Below are 16,761 nucleotides of genomic sequence, written 5' to 3'. Positions count from 1 at the left end.
TGCCGCGCAAAAGTTCCGAGGGGGTGGTGGCGTCAGGCCTGCAGTGCGCTGTGTGCAAGCACGAAAGGAGTTCCGTCGGTCGGAACCTGATTGATCCTGAGCGGGCAGCCGAAGACATCGTGCATCGTCGCGTCGGTCAGGACTTCCGAGGTTGTGCCGACGGCGGCCAGTTCACCGGATTTCATCAGCAGGATCTGGTCGGCAAAAAGGGCGGTCAGGTTGAGGTCGTGCATGACGGCGATCACGCCGCCGCCGGCGTCGCAGAAGGCGCGCGCAAGGCGCATGATCGTCAGCTGATGGCTGATGTCGAGGGAGGAGACGGGTTCGTCGAGCAGGAGCCAGGATGGCTTGCCGTCGACGACGGGCTCCGGAATCTGGCAGAGAACGCGGGCAAGCTGGACACGCTGCTGTTCGCCCCCTGATAGCTGCTGGTAGAAGCGCCCTTCGTATCCCTCTAGATCGACAGCGGCGAGCGCCTTGGTTGTCGTGCGCTCTGCCTTCTCCGGATTTCTGTTCAGCCCCGAGGTGAGGCCGATGCGGACGATCTCGCGCACCGTAAACGGAAATGAAATGGCACTCGCTTGCGGGAGAACGCCTCGCACGGCCGCCAGCTGCCATGGCTCGAGCGATTTGACCTCGCTACCATTGATGCGGACGCTTCCTTCGTAGCCAAGCTCGCCGGATACCGCTTTCATCGTCGTGGTCTTGCCGGAGCCGTTCGGGCCGGCGATAGCCGTCAATTTGCCGGCGCTGGCAACGAAGCCGACGTTGCGCACGATGGTCTTGCCCGACAGGCGGATCGAAACACCGGATACTTCAATCATTGCATGTACTCAAAGTGCGAGACGGGCGCGCTGGCGCAGCAGGATCCAGAGGAAGAACGGTCCGCCCACGGCGGCCGTGATGATACCGATCGGCAGCTCCGCGGGGGAGACCAGTGTCCGTGCGAGAACGTCCGCAAAGATCAGCAGCGAACCGCCGAGCAGGGCAGAGGCAGGCAGCAGGAAGCGATGATCCGGGCCGATGACCATGCGGAGCACATGCGGAACAACGATGCCGACAAAGCCGATACCGCCGCTGACCGCGACGGATGCGCCTGTCGATGCGGCGACGGCAACGATTGCGATATTCTTCAGCCGCTGCACCGGTACGCCCATGTGAAAGGCTGCGGCTTCGCCGAGGGTGATGGCGTTGAGGCCGCGGGCCAGGAAAGGCATCACGGCGAACGACAGAAGGATGATCGGGCCGGCTGCGGCGATCTTCGTCCAGGTCGAGCCGGCAAGCGAGCCCATGCCCCAGAAGGTGAGATCGCGAAGCTGCTGGTCGTTCGCCATGTAGATAAGGACGCCCGTCAAAGCGCCTGCGAGCGAGCCGAGCGCGATGCCGGCAAGCAGCATCGTCGCGACGGATGTCTGGCCGTTGCTGGTCGCGATGCGGTAGAGCAGCATCGTCGTGACCAATCCTCCGGCGAAGGCGGCCATCGGCAAGGCATAGATGCCGAGCAGGGTGAAGAGCGGTGCTGCGATCGAGCCGCCGAGAACGATCATGACGACGGCGCCGAAACCGGCACCTGACGATACGCCGACGAGGCCAGGATCTGCTAGCGGATTGCGAAACAGGCCCTGCATGACTGCGCCCGAAACGGCGAGCGAGCCACCGACCAGGAAACCCAGGATCGCACGCGGCATGCGAATGTCGAAGATGATGATCCTGTCACGGGCATTCAGCGCGTCGCCGGAGCCCGTGACATTGATCACGACATCGAGAAACGAAGCATCGGATGCGCCTGTCGTCACCGAAAACAGCAGCGACAGGATCGAGCCGGCGAGGAGCAGGACGATGACGAGCAGGGCGAGCGGTGCCCGGTTGCCGGCGCGATGCGATTCCCGCAACATCGTAGGCGACCATGAGTGCGGTCTTGTCATGACGTCCTGCAGAGCCACGCTCAGCCTCCGTAGATTGCCGTGTTCAGCTCGCGGACGGTGCTGGCCGTGCGCGGACCGAAGCCGAGCAGATGCAGGCCGTCCATACGGATGATGGCCTTGTTCTGGGCCGCCGGCGTCAGGGCGAGCGCCGGCTGCTTCAGGAGGTCGTCGTTCTTGGTCGATGCGCCGTCGCCGCGGTCCATCATGAGGATGACGTCGGGCTTGGCCTCGATGATGGCCTCGTCCGTCAGCGGCTTGTAGCCTGGAAAGGCCGCAACCGCGTTGGTGGCGCCGGCGAGCTTGATGATGCCATCGGCAGCGGTGCCGCTGCCTGAGGCCATGACCTTGCCGCCCTGGAGGCTGAGGATGAACAGGATGCGCTTGCGCTCACCCTCCGGGCGCTTGGCGGCATCGGAGATCGCGGCATCAAGATCGGCGCTGACCTTTGCCTCGAGCGCCTTTGCCTTGTCATCGACGCCAAGAAGCGCGCCGACGCGGTCGATCTTTGCCAGGATGCCGTCGCGGGTGTAGGCGTTCGGCACGGACTCGAACGGAACGCTGGCGCTCTTCAGAACGGTCAGGGCTTCCGGCGGGCCGGAGCCTTCGATCGCGATGATGGCCGTCGGGTTCATGGCGAGAATGCCCTCGGGCGAGAGCGCACGCATGTAGCCGACGTCAGGCAGCTTCGTCGCCGCTTCCGGATAGGTGCTTGTCGTGTCGCGGGCGATCAGCCGGCCTTCCTCGCCGAGCGCATAGATGATCTCCGTGACATCGCCGCCCACCGAAACCAGCCGCGAGCTGTCCACCTTGTCGTCGGCCATGGCCGGTGCCGCAACGGCGCCCAGGAGCAGCGATGCGGCGATCGGCAACGCCTTCAGACCACGGGTGAAAGCCGGCATCTTGACTGGATGCTTGTTCATTCCAGGCTCTCCGTTCAGGCCGCGACGCTGGCTGCGACAGGCAGTGCTTCGACGATGTCGCGCCATTCGGTGCGCTCGCCCGAGCCTTCCTTGCGCTTGCCGAAGAACTGGATGATCATCTCGCCTTCGGCATTGTAGGCTTCCAGCGACGTCACGTGGCCGTCCTTGGTCGGCTTGCGCACGGCCCAGGTCTCGGCGATGTGATCCTGCCGCAGGTGCAGGTGGAAGGTCGGGTCAAGCACATTGATCCAGGGACCCATCGGCTGCACGTTGAAAATCGGGCCGGAATGGATCTGGACGATGCCGTCGTTGGCAACGAAGCACATGATCGGCAGGCCGGCCTTGACCGTGGCCTGCATCATTTCAGCGGTTGCGCTGTTGTCGAGTTTCCAGGCGTAGTCATCGCCCACCGTCCGCAATGCCGTCTGGCGATCGATCTTCAGCTTGCGCAGCATACCGAAGAACTCATGCGTGTCGGTCATCTTGCTCCAGTGATCACGCAGTTCGTCGCGGCTGACGTCGCCGGTCTCGCCCGGCTCGGAAACCGTTTCGTCGGCGATGAAATCCTGGGACTGATCCTCAAGCTTCAGCTCCTCGACCATCGCGCGGTAAGCTTCGACGTTGGAATCTGGGCGAAGGTGAACCTTGTGGACGGCGTTGCCGGCCTTGTCGAAATACTGGAGGCTCAGGCGCTCCTGCTCGCCGTCCTTCTTGGTGACGGCAAAGGCGTGCACCCAGCGGCTCGGGAAAATGCGCAGGTCGATGTTTTCGCCGAGAACGATGGAGGCGTGCTTGCCGAAGTTGATATTTTCGTAGACGCCAATCTTCTCGTGCACGGCGCTTTCGTTGCGCGACAGCGCCATGACCTCGCCGAGCGCGGCGATGCGCTCAAGAAACTTCTCGACGCTGCCGTCGATGCGCGTTGCCGTCAGGCCAACCTCGGCGGCCACGAGGGCAGCTTCCGAAATCTTCAGTTGGGCTGCGATGTCGCGCTCGCGCATCTTCGGGTTTTCGGCACGGAATGCGCGGATGTCGGCTGGCGACGGCTTGGTGTTCTCGGTCATGGTTTAACCCCTACTTGTTCAGAATAAGTTTGCCCTGACGGGTGATTTTCATGCGGTAGACCGCGCCTTCGTGGCGAATCATGATCTCGCTGGCACCCTGAAAAATCTCGCCGCTTTCCAACACCCGCACTTCGGCTGGGGCTTGGCCCGCTACGGGCGCATGCTCGAACGTTTCCGGCTTCTGGATCATCATTTCTGTCGGTTTGTTCCGCGTTATTCAGGGGCTTAGCGCCCCAAATCCCTACATTTATCTTGACTTTCATAGTCATCATTTTTTAAAGACGCAATAGCGGACTTGCTAAGTCAAGTTTTAGGAATTTGTGGAGAAGCGACGTGTTGACATCGAGGTTTGCGGCGGTTTTGGCAGGCGGTCTTCTTGCGGTTTCGAGCTTTGCGCAGGCCTATGCGCAGGACGCTTCGGCGGCCGCCAGCCTCGACGTGGAGCTGAATGCGCTGGCACCGTCGCAGAAGGGGTGCATGATGACCTTTGTGGCGCTGAACAAGCTGCCGGCGCCGATCAACAAGGTCTCGTTCGAACTGGCTTTCTTCAACGACAAGAACGCCGTCGACCGCATCACCGTTCTCGATTTCCGCGATCTGCCGCAGGGCAAGAAACGCGTTCGCCAGTTCGATATGCCGAACATCAAGTGCGAGAGCGTCACCCGTTTGCTGATCAACGATACGCCGGTCTGCGACGGTCCGGCGGCGGGCGAGTGCATGAAGGGCCTCGTCACGCGTTCTCAGGTTTCAGTTCCCTTCGAAGGTTGATTATCCAGCCGGGATGATCCCGGCCGGCTTCCGTTTTAGTGGCCGAGGCAGGTGCGCATGGTGGTTTCAGCAAGAGCGAAGTCGAGACTTGATCTCGCTGATCCGGCCGCAGACGGCGGTTTGAACGACAACAACCCGGGTATGCATCCGGGTCATGAAATGCCGGAGCTGAAGAATGCGCAGCGCCAGCCGGCTGGCGAAGCCGTTCTGCACTACACCCGCCTGACCCATATTGAGTCCTTTCCGCAGGACCCTCGTACCGCGAGCAACGGCGGAGCCGAGGCGCCATCGGTCGACGAGAGCGTCGAACTGCCGGTGTCGCGTTCGGTTGGTCGCAAGCGTGGCGTCGTCATCGCCTGCCTTAGCTCGTGCTTTTTCCATTTTGCCGTGATCGCTGCCTTGCTGGTGGGCTTCGTCGTGACGCCCCAAGCGCCTGTCGAGGAAGCCGGCGCGGTTGTCAGCGTCATCATCCTTGGCGATTCAGAAGCGGATCAGGCTGCGGCCGGGGAAGAGGCGGAAGAGCCTCAGCCGGAAGAGATCGTCGCCGAGAGCGTCCAGCCGCAAACAGTTCAGGCTACTGAAACGCAGCCGACGGAAACCGTCCAGCCCGAGGCGGTTGCGCCGACACAGGAAGTGACGCGCGTCTCGCCGGAGAATGTCGTGACGGCCGAGCCTGAAATTCTGACATCGCAGTCGCCTGCGGAGACCTCGGTGGTGCAGCCGATGGCGACCGAGGTTCCGGCTGAAGTTCCGCCCGAGACGCCGCCGCCGGTCGCGCAGGCAACGCCGGCGGAGGTTTCGCCGGTACAGCCGACAGAGACGGCTGAGGTCGCCCCGGAGCCGGAACAGGTGCCGACGCCGGAAGCAAAGCCGGTTGCGCAGAAGCCGGTGCAGAAAGCGAAACCGGTCGAGAAGAAACTGCCTCCGAAAAAAGAGAAAGTAACCGCCGGCTCCAGTGGTGAAAACAAGCAGGACAGCCGGCGCGGTAGCTCTGACGGCAACGAGGCTGCCCAGTCCGACCAGAATTCGCGTAGCGCCGGAAGCAACGGTGGTGCCGGCAGTGCCGCCGTCGCCAACTATCCGGGCAAGGTACAGTCCCGTATCCGCCGGTCCGTCAAGGTTCCTTCCGAATACAAGCGAATGACTGCTTCGATGAATGTGCGCGTGCGGCTGACGATTGGTTCCAGCGGCGCGCTGAGCGGGCTTTCGGTCGCCCGAAGCTCTGGAATTCCGGAGTTGGATCAGGCTGTTGTTGACGGCGTCCGCCGCGCTGCGCCGTTCCCGCCTTTGCCTGCGGAATGGGGAAAACCGAGCTGGTCCTTCACCCAGGAGGTGCAGGTGACTGGCCGATAATGAAATATGATAAAAATAATCAACTTTATACTTTACTCTAAAAATCAAGTTTAATAAGGTCCGTTCGCACACGCAGGAATCGTGTGGGATCAACGAGCGAACGGGTGGTAAATGGCTCGCAAGGCAAAGAAGGGTTCGAACCGGGATATCCGCGTTTCCGCGGTTTCCGAAGCGGCGCAGGATAGCGCCGGACGGTCCAAACTCGATGGACGTAGTTTTCTCTATGTCGGCGGCCGGGATTGCCAGGTTGCGCATCTTCGTCAGATCGCAAGCACGTTCGGTGCTGAACTGATCCATCACGATGGCGGACTGCGCGAAGCGGTATCACGTATCGATACGGTCCTGCCTTCGGTCGACTGCGTCTTCTGCCCGATCGACTGTATCAGCCACGATGCCTGCCTTCGCGTGAAGACCGGCTGCAAGAAGTTCGGCAAGGCCTTCATCCCGTTGCGAAACGGCAGCAAGTCCAGCCTCGAGCGTGCGCTGCACACCATGAACGAACGAGATTCTACCCGATGACTGATAAGCGCCCGGAAGGGTTCATGATGATCGGCTTGCACAAGCTTGCCGCACAGAATGGGGATGGCCTGGTGCCTGAGCTCTATGACCTGATGGTTCGACATGCCGAGATGCGTGAGCACTATCCCAACGTGACGGAGTTTCCGGTCTGGGATGCCCGCATGCCGGGACAGCTGCCGGAGAAGCCGCTTGGCCTTGAGGCCGCGAACGGCAATAATGTCGTTGCTTTTGCGCGCGCGAGCGCGAACGGCAAGCGAATGGCATAAGGGGTTTCGCCGATGTATATCGCCATGAACCGTTTCAAGGTTGCCGTTGGGCAGGAAGCTGAGTTCGAGACCGTCTGGCGCAACCGGGATTCCAGTCTCTCGGAGATGCCGGGCTTCGTGGAGTTCCGCTTGCTGCGCGGCAGGACGAATGCTGAGGAGGGATACACCTTGTTTGCCTCGCACACGATCTGGCGCAGCGAAGAGGACTTTCGGAACTGGACGACCTCGGAGAACTTCCGTGCCGCTCATCGCAATGCCGGCGAACGCAAGGCGATGTATCTCGGCCCGCCGGTTTTTGAGGGTTTCAACGTCGTCGAGGGCGTCTAATCGCGGTCTCCTCGACTGACGCCGACCGCATCAAGGGGCTGCCGGTCCTTTTGTCGTTTGATATCGACGACACGGCCGCATTCTACCGCGATCTGCTCGGTCTGCGGAGAGTGTCCACCCTTGTCGCGGATTATCTCATCCTGCAGCACCCGGGCATGGAATTGCACTTCTGGTGTCCCTTGATTGCTCCCTTTGTGGGAGGACGTCGGTGTATCCTCGCCGGACGGGATCGTTGATCTGTACGCGGAATTCCGCGACAGGGATCTTCCGTGCTTCTCGTCATTCGAAGCGAGCGCCTGGAACATGGAAGAGTTCCATGTTCCCGAGCCCTCGGCAATACCCTGCGGTTCGACTGGATACCGCTGAACTGAACGCTTATGCCCGCTTGCGGATGAATGCGCCGACCGCGACGGCAAGCCAGCCAAACATCATCGCAAAGCCGCCGGTGGGGGCCGCCATCGGGAAGAGGCCGGATCCGGCGTATCGCGCCATCGTCAGGTCGCCCGCGAAAAGCAGGGTGCCGATAGCGAGCAGAACGCCTGCCACCCATGCCGTTCTGAGCTTGTCGATGCCGATTGCCAGCGCCAGAAGGGCAGGGGCATGCGCAAGGCACATCGCCGAGGCTGACGAGACGAGGTGGGCATCGCCGCCTCCATGAGCGGCAGCGGCGGCGAGCGCCACGCCCGCAAAGCCGAACAGGCCGGCGAAGATATAGAGAAGCGGCGCGACGCGCTCGTTCATGGTCATGGCCGGCTATTCCTTGTTTTGCATGTGGTAGGCAAGCCGCTCGACCGGCGGCCAGATGATTTCGCGCAGCTTCGGATTGTCGATGGTCTCATCCAAAGCGCGGCGGAAGCACAGAAGCCACTCGTCCCGCTCCAGCGGCCCGATCTCGGCGACGAAATGCCTGCTGCGGAGGCGCGGGTGCCCGCGCTTGTCGGTATAGAGCGGCGGACCGCCCAGGTAGCCGGTGATGTACTCGTAGAACTTCTCTTCGCTTCCATCGAGTGTGGGCGGATGCACCGCGCGGACGTGTGTGGCCTCCGGCAAGGTGTCCATCAACTCGTAAAAGCGGCGTGACAAGGCGCGTACGGCCTCATCGCCGCCGATCGCCTGATAAAGCGTAATGACTTCTTCGCTCACTGCATCTTTCCCATAACCTACATGCTTCATGCACTGCCGCGCCGCTAATCGCAACCGCAGCCGACTGTCGCAGGCGCGCGTGTCACCAGAGGTCCGAATATCAATATTTCTTGACAAAACCGTCTGGACGGTATCTTTATAGCTCATGTCACTCGCTCATCATCGCCGCAAACAACCTGCCCTCGTTCGCCAGCAGTTGCTGGATGTCGCCGCACGGCTGACGCTGGAGCAGGGTATGGGTGCCGTTACCCTCGATGGCGTTTCCAGCGCCTCGGGCGTCAGCAAGGGCGGGTTGCTGCATCACTTTCCGACAAAGAATGCGCTGCTCGATGCGTTGTTCGACAGTCTTCTCGAGCGTTTCGATGCCGATATCGACGAGCGCATGCGTGAGGATCCTGTCTCGCATGGGCGCTTTTCGCGTGCCTATCTGCGCGCGGTCGTCGAACTCAAGGACAATCCGGGGAGGCGGCCCACTGGGCGCAGGTCACCATCGCGATCCTAGCGGAGCCGCGGTTGCGGGCGCGATGGCGGGATTGGGTGCAGGATCGCGCCGATGAATATGTCGGTACGGATTCCTCGATCGACGCCCAGATCGTCCGTTTTGCCGCCGATGGGCTGTGGCTCGCCGACATGGTCGATAGTCATGGCGCCGGTGCCGTTGATCGGCAGGGCCTCGTTACCCGCCTGATCGAACTGACCGGCAAGTAAGCAAATCCTCCCGTGAAAGACAGACGCTGATGGCCCCGATCGCCGTATATTCATTGTTGCTCGTTGCAATCGTGCTCGAGGTCATCGGGACGACGGCGCTGCAGTTGTCGCAGCAGTTCAGCCGGATCGGGCCGAGCGTCGTGATGGTTGTCTGCTATGCCGCGGCGTTCTACTGCCTGTCGCTGACGCTGAAGGTGATCCCGGTCGGGATCGCCTACGCCATCTGGAGCGCGCTCGGAATCGTGCTGATCTCGCTGGTCGGGCTTGTCTACTTCAAGCAGCGCCTGGATCTGCCCGCGATGCTTGGGCTTGGATTGATCATTGCCGGCGTTCTGGTGGTCAACCTGTTCTCCAAATCGGTCTCCCATTGATTTCGAGCTGATTGCGCTTTATGCCGCGTTCCGCCCCGGCAATTGGCGGGACGAAGACATGTAGAGCGACATTTGGGCTCACCGGGTGGTGCCGCTCTTGCGAAACAGGTCGCCATGTCCATATCCTGAGTGACTTTTGACAGTTTCGCATTCGCGTATTGGAAAACCCATGACAGACGGCACTGCTGACGCAACCCTTTCCCAAGCATCTCATTCCAAGACAGACGGCCAGGCCTTCGGCACCAGCGGTATCGCCCCGATGGGCCGCCCGAGCGCCGTTACACGGTTCTTCATGGGCATCGTCGCATGGGCGGAGAAGCTGAATTTCAAATATGCCAAGCTCGGCAACCCGCCGGTCTACGAGAACGCGACCTTTCCCTGGGCCGCTGAGGTGGAGAAGGCCTGGCCTGAAATCCGCAGCGAGCTTGATCGCGTCCTTGTGCGCCAGAGCGAACTGCCGACCTTCCAGGACATCTCCACCGACGTAAAGACGATCTCGACCGATTCAGGCTGGAAGACGTTCTTCCTGCTCGGCTTCGGCGTCAAAGCCGAACAGAACATTGCTGCTTGCCCGAAGACCTGGGAAGCAGTGCAGAAGATCCCGGGGCTGAAGACCGCGATGTTCTCGATCTTCGAGCCGGGCAAGCATCTGCCGGCGCACCGCGGTCCCTACAACGGCGTGCTGCGCCTGCATGTCGGCATGATCGTGCCGGAACCGGCTGACAAGCTTGCAATTCGCGTCAAGGACCAGATCTGCCATTGGCAGGAAGGCAAGGCGCTGATCTTCGACGACGCCTATGAGCACGAAGCGTGGAACCATACGGACAAGACGCGCGTGGTTCTGTTTGTCGACTTCGTCAAGCCTCTGAAGTTCCCAGCGCGCTTCGTCAATTGGGCGCTGATGAACCTTGCCGTTTTCACGCCGTTTATTCGCGAGGGGCTGGATAACCACAAGGAGTGGGAAAAGAAGTTCTATGCCGAAGCGGAAGCGCTGAGAAATCGGCCGCAGGCATAAAGAAAAGCCCCGCGTTTGCGGGGCTAAGTCTTCCATCATTCGATGACCTGGACGACACGGTGCGTCTGCGGCTCCACGATCACGTGGCGGTCGTTGACGATTGTGTAGGCGTAGTGCGGATTGTCGGGAACCGGGGTCACGACGACATCGGCTGGAATAGGTTTGCCGACCACGATCGGCTGCTCGATCACGACAGGGGTTGTCGGCACTGGCTGCGCTTCGACATAGGTCACGACTTCGCGTGGCGGGGGATCGATAGCGGCACCTGCGACGGCGCCTGCAACACCACCCACCGCAGCGCCAATCGGGCCGCCCACGATGGCGCCGGTTACCGCACCGCCAGCAGCGCCGGTCAACGTTCCATCGGCCCACGCATTCGTGGCCAGGGAAGACAGCGCGATCGCACCGCCGACAAGTAGAGCCTTGTACATTTCGTTCTCCTTAGCTCGAGTTTGCGGGGGATTTAACGAGCACGGTTGCTCGTTGTTCCGCGGTAGACGGGCTTTGGGAACACGCTTGGTTAGGCGGTGTCGTATGTCGTGATCTGGGTTGCGTTCAGCAATCTGGCGGCGGTTGGGGCGATCGCGATGCGGTCTCTCGCCGTATTTCTGGAGGCGCAAGAGTTAGCTCTGCGGAGCGTCTTGGGATCAGTTGTTGTTTGCCGCGATCCGTCTGCGGTCCGGTCGCTTGGCCAGATACATGACGTAATTCTCGGCTGCATCTGCAAGGTGAAGGGCGAATTCCTCTTCACGCCATCCCGCCGCTACCGCGCGACGGACAACATCGGTTATGGCGCTGTCGCAGGCTTTTGCGCATTCGCGCAAGCGGGCTGCATCTTCGGCGCTGTATCTGGGAGAGCGGATGTTCGTCATGGCTGGACCTTGCCATAACCATGTGTGTTTTCAAGGGGATGCTAATGGATTGGTTAGCTGGTAAGGTTAAGGCTGCGGGGTTGAGGGATGCGACCGCCGAGGTTGCGTCCAAATGAAACGGCGGTCGCTTCTATGCCCTATTTCAGTACTTCCAGCTGTTCTAATATATAACAGATTCCTTAACGACAGGCTAACGCCTCGGTGGCGTCCTGCCGCCCGGAAGGCTGCGTGATCAGCTTGCCTTTGGCGGGGCGACGGTTGGTTTTCCGTCTGGTGTGTACCCGCCGCCGATGGCGATGTTGAGGGAGACGTAGTCCTTGGCCATCTGCTGGACGGCTGCGGCCAGGCTTGCCTGGGCGAGCGAGACCTGACGCTGGGCGTCGAGGACGTCGAGCAGCGAGGAGGCGCCGTCCTTGTAGCTGGCGGTCGACAGATCCAGCGTCTCCTGGGTCGTCTTGACCTGGGCACGCAGCGACTCGACCGTCTGCGCATCGCGGCGCACCGCCGACAGCGCGTTTTCGACTTCCTCGACCGCTTCCAGAACCGTCTGCTTCCAGGCGAGGTATTGGGTCTTGGCCGTCGACTTGGCGATGTCGACATTGGCGCGCAGGCGACCGCCGTCGAAGATCGGCAGCGTCAGCGTCGGGCCGAAGGACCAGGTCGTCAGGCCGCCATTGGCGCCGACAGGGCGCACGTAGGAGGGCGAGATCGCACCCGACAGGGTGATGGTCGGGTAGAGCTGCGAGATCGCAACGCCGATATCTGCGGTCGCCGCAGCCAGATTGCGCTCGGCAACGCGGATGTCGGGACGGTTGCGGATCAGGTCAGCCGGAACGCCCGACTTGATGCCGCCGCGGAAGATCGGCTGTGTCGAGCCGCGCAGCAACTCGTCGACCATCGAGCCGGCAGGCTTGCCGAGCAGGGTGGCGATATGGTGGGCCGAGACGCGGGCATTGGTTTCGAGGCCGGGGATTTCGGCCTGCGTCGACTGCACCAGACCCTCGGCCTGGACGACGTCGAGGCGCGAGGCGGCGCCGGCATCGAGCTGGAACTTGGTCAGCTCGTAGGTTTCCTGACGCGACTTCAGGTTCGCCTTCGAGAGCGCGATGCGCTCCTGATAGTAGCGCAGGTCGATGTAGGAGTTCACCAGATCCTGGATGTAGGTGAGCTTGGCGACATCGGCGGTCGAGTAGGCGGCATCGAGCGAAGCCTGGGCGCTTTCCTTCGAACGGCGGTATTGGCCGAACAGGTCGAGCAGCCACGAGACGCTGGCCGTGCCCGTCGTGGTGTTGGTGGCGCCGATCGAGGTGCGGCGCTCGCCCATGCTGCCGCTGACCGTGTGGTCGGCTCCGACCACCAGGCTCGGCAGCGAGCCGGCGCCGGCAACCGTCACGTTCGACGCTGCGGCATTGATGCGCTCCAGCGACTGCTGGATCGACAGGTTCTCATTCAGGCCCTGGCCGACAAGACCGTTCAGGCGCGTGTCGCGATAGGCCGTCCACCAGGTGGCCATCGCAACGTCGCCGTCGCTCTTCGTGCCGCCTTCCTTGAACTTGGCCGGAAGCGGCATCTCCGGAGGCACGTGATCCGGACCGCTCACGCAGCCCGCGAGAACAGATAGTGCGGCGAGGGCTGCGTACTTGCGCATTGGGTCTCCGTCGATCTCAGGCGATTCACTAACGAAGGATTTCCGATCATGGTTAATATTTCCCTTCCGACGAGCGTTTTTGCCAAATCGAAAGGCTTTGCTAACTAAAGTCAGCCGGCAGCGATCAATACCATTGAATTCTAATCGATAGGATGTTATCTAATTTCATGACCAAACAAATGAACAAGACGTGGGCCGAGTTTGCGCCTTTGCTGATGATCTGCGGGCGCGGTTGGCGCCGGGCGTTGAACGCCGTTTTGACCGAACACAAGCTTTCCGATGCCAGCGCTGCGCCGCTGATTACGTTGCTGCGCCATGGTGACCGGATACCGCAGAATGTGCTGGCCGAGCGCGTCGGCGTGGAAGGGCCGACGCTCGTTCGCGTTCTCGACAGTTTGGAGAATGACGGCTTGATCTGCCGGGTCCCCGATGAGGCGGACAGACGGATCAAGCTGGTGCAACTCACCGGAGGGGGCACAGCGGTCGCCGAGCGCGCCGAAAGCTGTGCGGCAGAGCTGCGAGAGCAAATCCTTAGCGACATCGATCCCAACAAGGTCGAAGCCGCTCTGATGGTTCTGCGCGCCATCGCGGACAAGACCGCGGCCCTAACCGGAATGCAGGATAATGAAGAATAACCAGAGTGTCGTCGCCCCGACCGTGGGCGACGTTCTTTTCTCACTGAAGACCTTTGCCGCAGCGATGCTTGCGCTTCTGATCGCGCTCTACTTCGACCTGACGAACCCATATTGGGCCGTCGGAACGGTCTATATCGTTGCGCATCCGCTGTCGGGTGCGAACACCTCCAAGGCGATCTATCGACTGCTCGGGACCGCGCTCGGTGGCACCATGACCGTTATCATGATCCCCAATCTTGTCAGCTCGCCTGAGCTGCTGACGCTGGCGATCTCCTTGTGGATGGCATTCTGCCTTGGCGTCAGCCTGCTTGATCGCACGCCGCGCAGCTACACCTTCATGCTGGCCGGATACACGACGGCGCTTACCGGCTTTCCGATCGTTGCGAGCCCGGATACGGCGTTCACCTACGCGACTGCCCGCGTCGAGGAAATCGCGCTCGGGATCATTTGCGCGGCAGTCGTCAATCGCATTTTCTTTCCGCGCCACGCCGGTCCGGTGCTGTCGGCGCGTATTGACGCCTGGCTGAAGGACGGCGCCGAACTGGCGATCGGCACGCTGAAAGGGAAGGGCCGCGAGCTTGAGCTCCAGGCTGCCGCCCGCCGCCTTGCCGCCGATGCCGTCGATCTGCACAGCTTCACAACGCATGTCGCCTACGACACGTCCGATCTGCGCGATATGGTCGGCCGCGCCAGAACGCTGCAGCAGCGCATGGTCGCCATGCTGCCGATCGTTTCCGGGCTTTCCGATGTGCTGCATGCCTTCGACAAGGCGACCGACGGCAAGCTGACGCCTGCCGTCAATGAACTGATCGAGCGCGTCACGGTGTTCATCACCTCCAAGACCGTTCTCAGCGAGGACGAGCGGCAGCAGCTGCTTGCCCTGATGGATACCGCTGAACAGGAAGGTCGCGAGCTGCAGGAATGGACCGGGCTGCTTGCCCATAACTTTGTGGCTCGCCTGCGCGATCTGCTGCAGATCTGGGGTGACTGCCTGGTGCTGCGCCAGGATATCGAATCCGGTACGCGGCATGATCTGCGCTGGAAGCGTTTCGGCACTCTTTTCGATCACACGCCGATCCACAAGGACTACGGGATGGCGATCCATTCCGGCCTCTCCGTGATGCTCGCGACGTTCGTTGCGACAGGCATCTGGATCTACACCGGCTGGCCGCAGGGAAGTGCCGCAGCGATGATGGCCGGCGTGCTCTGCTGCATCTTCTCGACGATGGACGATCCGGCGCCGATGATGCTGAAGTTTCTTTACGTCGCCATCGTCACCGTCGTCGTAGCCTTCATCTTCGAATACGGCCTGATGCCGCTGGTGCATGGCTACGTTCCGCTTGCCGCGGCGCTGGGTCTGGTGCTGGTGCCGGCCGGTCTGATGATGACGCGACCCAGCCTTGCCCTCTATGGCCTGGGATTCTGTGTGAATTTTCCGAACATGCTGAGCTTGCAGGATCGGCTCAACCTCGATCTCGCTTCCTTCCTCAACTCGAACCTGGCCATGATCGTCGGCCTGATCATCGCTTGCGGAACGACTGCACTTGTTCGCTCCGTCGGAGCCGAATGGACAGCCTACCGGGTGCTGCGTTCGGGCTGGGCTGACATCGTGGCGGTTGCGCGCAAGGCAGACAGCCCTGATTTCACCAAGCTTCTCTACCGCATGGTGGATCGGTTCGGGCTCGTTGCACCGCGTCTGGCAATGATCCCGGCGGAGTCGGCCGTTGCCCAGGCCGATATCCTGCGCGATCTGCGCAATGGCCTGAACACGATGGAACTGCAGCGGCACCGGCAGTTGCTGTCACTCGACAAGCGCGACGCCATCGACATCGTGCTCTCGGGTGTTGCCGCCCATTACCAGCAGAAGCAGAAGCAGCGCGACGCGCAGCCCGGCGAAGGTCTGCTCGATGCGCTCGACCGGGCGCTGATGCAGCTGATCGGTCTTACGCGGTCGTCGGCCGTGGAAGGCGCATGCCGTGCGATCACGGCGCTTCGCTACAGCCTTTATCCGGATGCCGCCGCGACGCTGCCGATCGTCGGCAGCAGGGCAGGCCTCCACATCGTCAAGGAGAACGCAGCATGAGACCGGAAGTCGATCTTTATGGCGTCTTCATCCCCACGCTCGGCGCCATCGCCGTTGTCGCTTTTGTCCTCAATGCCATCCTGAGACGCGTGCTGGCCTATGCCGGTTTCTATCGCCTCGTCTGGCATCGGCCGCTCTTCGATACGGCGATGTATTTCTGCCTGCTCGGTGCGCTGGCCCTCTATCTCAATAAGGTGTCGTTATGAAATCGCTTCTCGCATACTCCGGCCGTTTCCTGCTCACTGGCGCTGTCGTGGCGCTGGCCGGTGTTCTTGGCTGGCATCTTTGGGACTACTACATGGACGAGCCCTGGACGCGTGACGGCAAGGTGCGCGCCGATGTCGTGCGTATCGCCTCCGACGTCTCGGGCATTGTCAGCGAAGTCGATGCTTCCGACAATCAGGCTGTCCACAAGGGTGACGTGATCTTCCGCATCGACCAGGCTCGTTTCGAGCTGGCGCTGCGGCAGGCCGAAGCGCAGATGGAAAGCGCCAAGGCGACGCTCGACATGGCCAACAGCGACCTCGATCTCTACCGCAAGCTGGGCGAGAGCTCTGTGACCCGCCAGAAGATCCAGCAGGCCGAGACGACCGTCCAGCAGGATGAGGCCGCCTATCACCAGGCTGTCGTCAGCCGCGATACTGCCCAACTCAATCTGGACCGGTCCGTCGTCCGTGCGCCCGTCAACGGCATACTCACGAACTTCTCGATGCGGCCTGGCAACTACGTGACGGCGGGCAGTGCCGTCACGGCGCTGATCGACAGCGATTCCTACTACATCTCCGGCTACTTCGAGGAAAACAAGCTCGATCGCATCAAGGTCGGCGATGAGGCGCTTGTCTATCTGATGGGCAGCAAGACACCGCTCAAGGGCCACGTCGCCGGTGTTGCCGGTGGCATAGAGGACCGCGAACGCAGCGACACCGCCGCCCAGCTCGCGAACGTCAATCCGACCTTTACATGGGTTCGGCTCGCGCAGCGCGTGCCGGTGCGTGTCGCGCTCGACGATCTGCCTCAAGGGACGGCGCTTGTCGCCGGCCGCACGGCAAGCGTGACCATCACCGAATGATCCAGCGGCGACCATTGCGGTCGCCTGCTTTCAAGCTCCCGTTCCGAGCGTCCCTCGTCTGGGCGGGTGCGTAGG

Annotated in this window: 22 protein-coding genes and 1 pseudogene; 12 read left to right on the top strand and 11 right to left on the bottom strand. The window is 61.7% G+C overall.

Going from position 1 to position 16,761, the window contains the following annotated elements; genetic code table 11:
* Positions 1-32: 32 nt before the first annotated feature.
* Genes FZ934_RS11165 through hemP form a run of 5 tightly spaced genes read right to left on the bottom strand, consistent with a single transcriptional unit; the run spans position 33 to position 4,102 of the window.
* Entirely contained in the window at positions 33-824 is a 792-nt protein-coding gene (locus FZ934_RS11165) for a heme ABC transporter ATP-binding protein (protein WP_153271126.1), read from the bottom strand.
* A 9-nt stretch (positions 825-833) separates the two neighbouring features.
* Complete coding sequence (locus FZ934_RS11160; RefSeq protein WP_153272428.1) at positions 834-1,925, bottom strand: FecCD family ABC transporter permease; 1,092 nt, start codon at positions 1,923-1,925, stop codon at positions 834-836.
* A 20-nt stretch (positions 1,926-1,945) separates the two neighbouring features.
* The gene (locus FZ934_RS11155; protein WP_153271125.1) at positions 1,946-2,845 is read right to left on the bottom strand and encodes a heme/hemin ABC transporter substrate-binding protein; all 900 of its coding nucleotides are present in this window, start codon (positions 2,843-2,845) and stop codon (positions 1,946-1,948) included.
* A gap of 14 nt (positions 2,846-2,859) precedes the next feature.
* Positions 2,860-3,909 (bottom strand): hemin-degrading factor, encoded by a 1,050-nt coding sequence (locus FZ934_RS11150; protein ID WP_153271124.1) that lies wholly within the window; start codon positions 3,907-3,909, stop codon positions 2,860-2,862.
* A 10-nt stretch (positions 3,910-3,919) separates the two neighbouring features.
* Entirely contained in the window at positions 3,920-4,102 is a 183-nt protein-coding gene (gene hemP, locus FZ934_RS11145; protein WP_153271123.1) for a hemin uptake protein HemP, read from the bottom strand.
* Positions 4,103-4,245: 143 nt separating this feature from the next.
* On the opposite strand from hemP, the gene FZ934_RS11140 reads away from it, so the two are divergent.
* From FZ934_RS11140 to FZ934_RS11120, 5 genes are all read left to right on the top strand, one after another.
* Positions 4,246-4,677: a hypothetical protein gene (locus FZ934_RS11140; protein WP_153272427.1), complete on the top strand. Its 432-nt coding sequence runs from the start codon at positions 4,246-4,248 to the stop codon at positions 4,675-4,677.
* A gap of 57 nt (positions 4,678-4,734) precedes the next feature.
* The gene (locus tag FZ934_RS11135; protein ID WP_153271122.1) at positions 4,735-6,030 is read left to right on the top strand and encodes a cell envelope integrity protein TolA; all 1,296 of its coding nucleotides are present in this window, start codon (positions 4,735-4,737) and stop codon (positions 6,028-6,030) included.
* Positions 6,031-6,141: 111 nt separating this feature from the next.
* Positions 6,142-6,549: a DUF2325 domain-containing protein gene (locus tag FZ934_RS11130; protein ID WP_153271121.1), complete on the top strand. Its 408-nt coding sequence runs from the start codon at positions 6,142-6,144 to the stop codon at positions 6,547-6,549.
* The gene (locus FZ934_RS11125; RefSeq protein ID WP_153271120.1) at positions 6,546-6,815 is read left to right on the top strand and encodes a hypothetical protein; all 270 of its coding nucleotides are present in this window, start codon (positions 6,546-6,548) and stop codon (positions 6,813-6,815) included. The genes FZ934_RS11130 and FZ934_RS11125 overlap by 4 nt, the downstream gene beginning before the upstream one ends.
* 12 nt (positions 6,816-6,827) lie before the next feature.
* Positions 6,828-7,142, top strand: a complete 315-nt coding sequence (locus FZ934_RS11120) for an antibiotic biosynthesis monooxygenase family protein (protein ID WP_153271119.1) — start codon at positions 6,828-6,830, stop codon at positions 7,140-7,142.
* On the opposite strand, the gene FZ934_RS11115 is transcribed toward FZ934_RS11120, so the two are convergent.
* The 3 genes from FZ934_RS11115 to FZ934_RS11105 all read right to left on the bottom strand — a co-directional run bounded on the left by FZ934_RS11115 (position 7,139) and on the right by FZ934_RS11105 (position 8,285).
* A complete protein-coding gene (locus tag FZ934_RS11115; RefSeq protein ID WP_153271118.1) occupies positions 7,139-7,447 on the bottom strand; it encodes a hypothetical protein in 309 nt (102 codons plus the stop codon). The genes FZ934_RS11120 and FZ934_RS11115 overlap by 4 nt on opposite strands.
* A 70-nt stretch (positions 7,448-7,517) precedes the next feature.
* The gene (locus FZ934_RS11110) at positions 7,518-7,889 is read right to left on the bottom strand and encodes a DUF423 domain-containing protein (RefSeq protein ID WP_153271117.1); all 372 of its coding nucleotides are present in this window, start codon (positions 7,887-7,889) and stop codon (positions 7,518-7,520) included.
* Positions 7,890-7,895: 6 nt separating this feature from the next.
* Entirely contained in the window at positions 7,896-8,285 is a 390-nt protein-coding gene (locus FZ934_RS11105) for a group II truncated hemoglobin (RefSeq protein WP_153272426.1), read from the bottom strand.
* 145 nt (positions 8,286-8,430) lie between these two features.
* Between FZ934_RS11105 and FZ934_RS11100 the strand changes: the two are divergent.
* The 3 genes and pseudogenes from FZ934_RS11100 to FZ934_RS11090 all read left to right on the top strand — a co-directional run bounded on the left by FZ934_RS11100 (position 8,431) and on the right by FZ934_RS11090 (position 10,379).
* A pseudogene (locus tag FZ934_RS11100) lies at positions 8,431-8,993 on the top strand (TetR/AcrR family transcriptional regulator).
* Positions 8,994-9,031: 38 nt separating this feature from the next.
* Positions 9,032-9,364 (top strand): SMR family transporter, encoded by a 333-nt coding sequence (locus FZ934_RS11095; RefSeq protein ID WP_432443620.1) that lies wholly within the window; start codon positions 9,032-9,034, stop codon positions 9,362-9,364.
* A 169-nt stretch (positions 9,365-9,533) separates the two neighbouring features.
* Complete coding sequence (locus FZ934_RS11090; RefSeq protein WP_153271116.1) at positions 9,534-10,379, top strand: aspartyl/asparaginyl beta-hydroxylase domain-containing protein; 846 nt, start codon at positions 9,534-9,536, stop codon at positions 10,377-10,379.
* A 35-nt stretch (positions 10,380-10,414) separates the two neighbouring features.
* Here the strand turns inward: FZ934_RS11090 and FZ934_RS11085 are convergent, their stop codons facing one another.
* From FZ934_RS11085 to FZ934_RS11075, 3 genes are all read right to left on the bottom strand, one after another.
* A complete protein-coding gene (locus tag FZ934_RS11085; protein WP_153271115.1) occupies positions 10,415-10,810 on the bottom strand; it encodes a DUF1236 domain-containing protein in 396 nt (131 codons plus the stop codon).
* A 216-nt stretch (positions 10,811-11,026) separates the two neighbouring features.
* Positions 11,027-11,251: a hypothetical protein gene (locus FZ934_RS11080; protein WP_113360608.1), complete on the bottom strand. Its 225-nt coding sequence runs from the start codon at positions 11,249-11,251 to the stop codon at positions 11,027-11,029.
* Between the two features lie 232 nt (positions 11,252-11,483).
* Positions 11,484-12,899: an efflux transporter outer membrane subunit gene (locus FZ934_RS11075; protein WP_153271114.1), complete on the bottom strand. Its 1,416-nt coding sequence runs from the start codon at positions 12,897-12,899 to the stop codon at positions 11,484-11,486.
* Between the two features lie 179 nt (positions 12,900-13,078).
* On the opposite strand from FZ934_RS11075, the gene FZ934_RS11070 reads away from it, so the two are divergent.
* The 4 genes from FZ934_RS11070 to FZ934_RS11055 are packed head-to-tail and all read left to right on the top strand — an operon-like array spanning position 13,079 to position 16,686.
* The gene (locus FZ934_RS11070) at positions 13,079-13,534 is read left to right on the top strand and encodes a MarR family winged helix-turn-helix transcriptional regulator (RefSeq protein ID WP_153272425.1); all 456 of its coding nucleotides are present in this window, start codon (positions 13,079-13,081) and stop codon (positions 13,532-13,534) included.
* The gene (locus FZ934_RS11065; RefSeq protein ID WP_153271113.1) at positions 13,524-15,617 is read left to right on the top strand and encodes an FUSC family protein; all 2,094 of its coding nucleotides are present in this window, start codon (positions 13,524-13,526) and stop codon (positions 15,615-15,617) included. The genes FZ934_RS11070 and FZ934_RS11065 overlap by 11 nt, the downstream gene beginning before the upstream one ends.
* Positions 15,614-15,823: a DUF1656 domain-containing protein gene (locus FZ934_RS11060; RefSeq protein ID WP_113364908.1), complete on the top strand. Its 210-nt coding sequence runs from the start codon at positions 15,614-15,616 to the stop codon at positions 15,821-15,823. Before FZ934_RS11065 ends, FZ934_RS11060 begins: the two co-directional genes overlap by 4 nt.
* Positions 15,820-16,686, top strand: coding sequence for an efflux RND transporter periplasmic adaptor subunit (locus FZ934_RS11055; protein WP_153271112.1), 867 nt, complete (start codon positions 15,820-15,822; stop codon positions 16,684-16,686). Before FZ934_RS11060 ends, FZ934_RS11055 begins: the two co-directional genes overlap by 4 nt.
* Positions 16,687-16,761 lie beyond the last annotated feature (75 nt).

The organism is Rhizobium grahamii (genome assembly GCF_009498215.1).
GTDB classification, from domain to species: Bacteria; Pseudomonadota; Alphaproteobacteria; order Rhizobiales; family Rhizobiaceae; genus Rhizobium; species Rhizobium grahamii_A.
The sequence above is the reverse complement of the archived record's forward strand: the minus strand, read 5'-3'. Positions and strand labels throughout refer to the sequence as shown.

Bases quoted from the DNA above. Each gene is read 5' to 3' on its own strand.
- FZ934_RS11165 (WP_153271126.1), bottom strand. From the start codon at position 824: ATGATTGAAGTATCCGGTGTTTCGATCCGCCTGTCGGGCAAGACCATC.
- FZ934_RS11160 (WP_153272428.1), bottom strand. From the start codon at position 1,925: ATGACAAGACCGCACTCATGGTCGCCTACGATGTTGCGGGAATCGCAT.
- FZ934_RS11155 (WP_153271125.1), bottom strand. From the start codon at position 2,845: ATGAACAAGCATCCAGTCAAGATGCCGGCTTTCACCCGTGGTCTGAAG.
- FZ934_RS11150 (WP_153271124.1), bottom strand. From the start codon at position 3,909: ATGACCGAGAACACCAAGCCGTCGCCAGCCGACATCCGCGCATTCCGT.
- hemP (WP_153271123.1), bottom strand. From the start codon at position 4,102: ATGATGATCCAGAAGCCGGAAACGTTCGAGCATGCGCCCGTAGCGGGC.
- FZ934_RS11135 (WP_153271122.1), top strand. From the start codon at position 4,735: ATGGTGGTTTCAGCAAGAGCGAAGTCGAGACTTGATCTCGCTGATCCG.
- FZ934_RS11130 (WP_153271121.1), top strand. From the start codon at position 6,142: ATGGCTCGCAAGGCAAAGAAGGGTTCGAACCGGGATATCCGCGTTTCC.
- FZ934_RS11125 (WP_153271120.1), top strand. From the start codon at position 6,546: ATGACTGATAAGCGCCCGGAAGGGTTCATGATGATCGGCTTGCACAAG.
- FZ934_RS11120 (WP_153271119.1), top strand. From the start codon at position 6,828: ATGTATATCGCCATGAACCGTTTCAAGGTTGCCGTTGGGCAGGAAGCT.
- FZ934_RS11115 (WP_153271118.1), bottom strand. From the start codon at position 7,447: ATGTTCCAGGCGCTCGCTTCGAATGACGAGAAGCACGGAAGATCCCTG.
- FZ934_RS11110 (WP_153271117.1), bottom strand. From the start codon at position 7,889: ATGACCATGAACGAGCGCGTCGCGCCGCTTCTCTATATCTTCGCCGGC.
- FZ934_RS11090 (WP_153271116.1), top strand. From the start codon at position 9,534: ATGACAGACGGCACTGCTGACGCAACCCTTTCCCAAGCATCTCATTCC.
- FZ934_RS11085 (WP_153271115.1), bottom strand. From the start codon at position 10,810: ATGTACAAGGCTCTACTTGTCGGCGGTGCGATCGCGCTGTCTTCCCTG.
- FZ934_RS11080 (WP_113360608.1), bottom strand. From the start codon at position 11,251: ATGACGAACATCCGCTCTCCCAGATACAGCGCCGAAGATGCAGCCCGC.
- FZ934_RS11075 (WP_153271114.1), bottom strand. From the start codon at position 12,899: ATGCGCAAGTACGCAGCCCTCGCCGCACTATCTGTTCTCGCGGGCTGC.
- FZ934_RS11070 (WP_153272425.1), top strand. From the start codon at position 13,079: ATGAACAAGACGTGGGCCGAGTTTGCGCCTTTGCTGATGATCTGCGGG.
- FZ934_RS11065 (WP_153271113.1), top strand. From the start codon at position 13,524: ATGAAGAATAACCAGAGTGTCGTCGCCCCGACCGTGGGCGACGTTCTT.
- FZ934_RS11060 (WP_113364908.1), top strand. From the start codon at position 15,614: ATGAGACCGGAAGTCGATCTTTATGGCGTCTTCATCCCCACGCTCGGC.
- FZ934_RS11055 (WP_153271112.1), top strand. From the start codon at position 15,820: ATGAAATCGCTTCTCGCATACTCCGGCCGTTTCCTGCTCACTGGCGCT.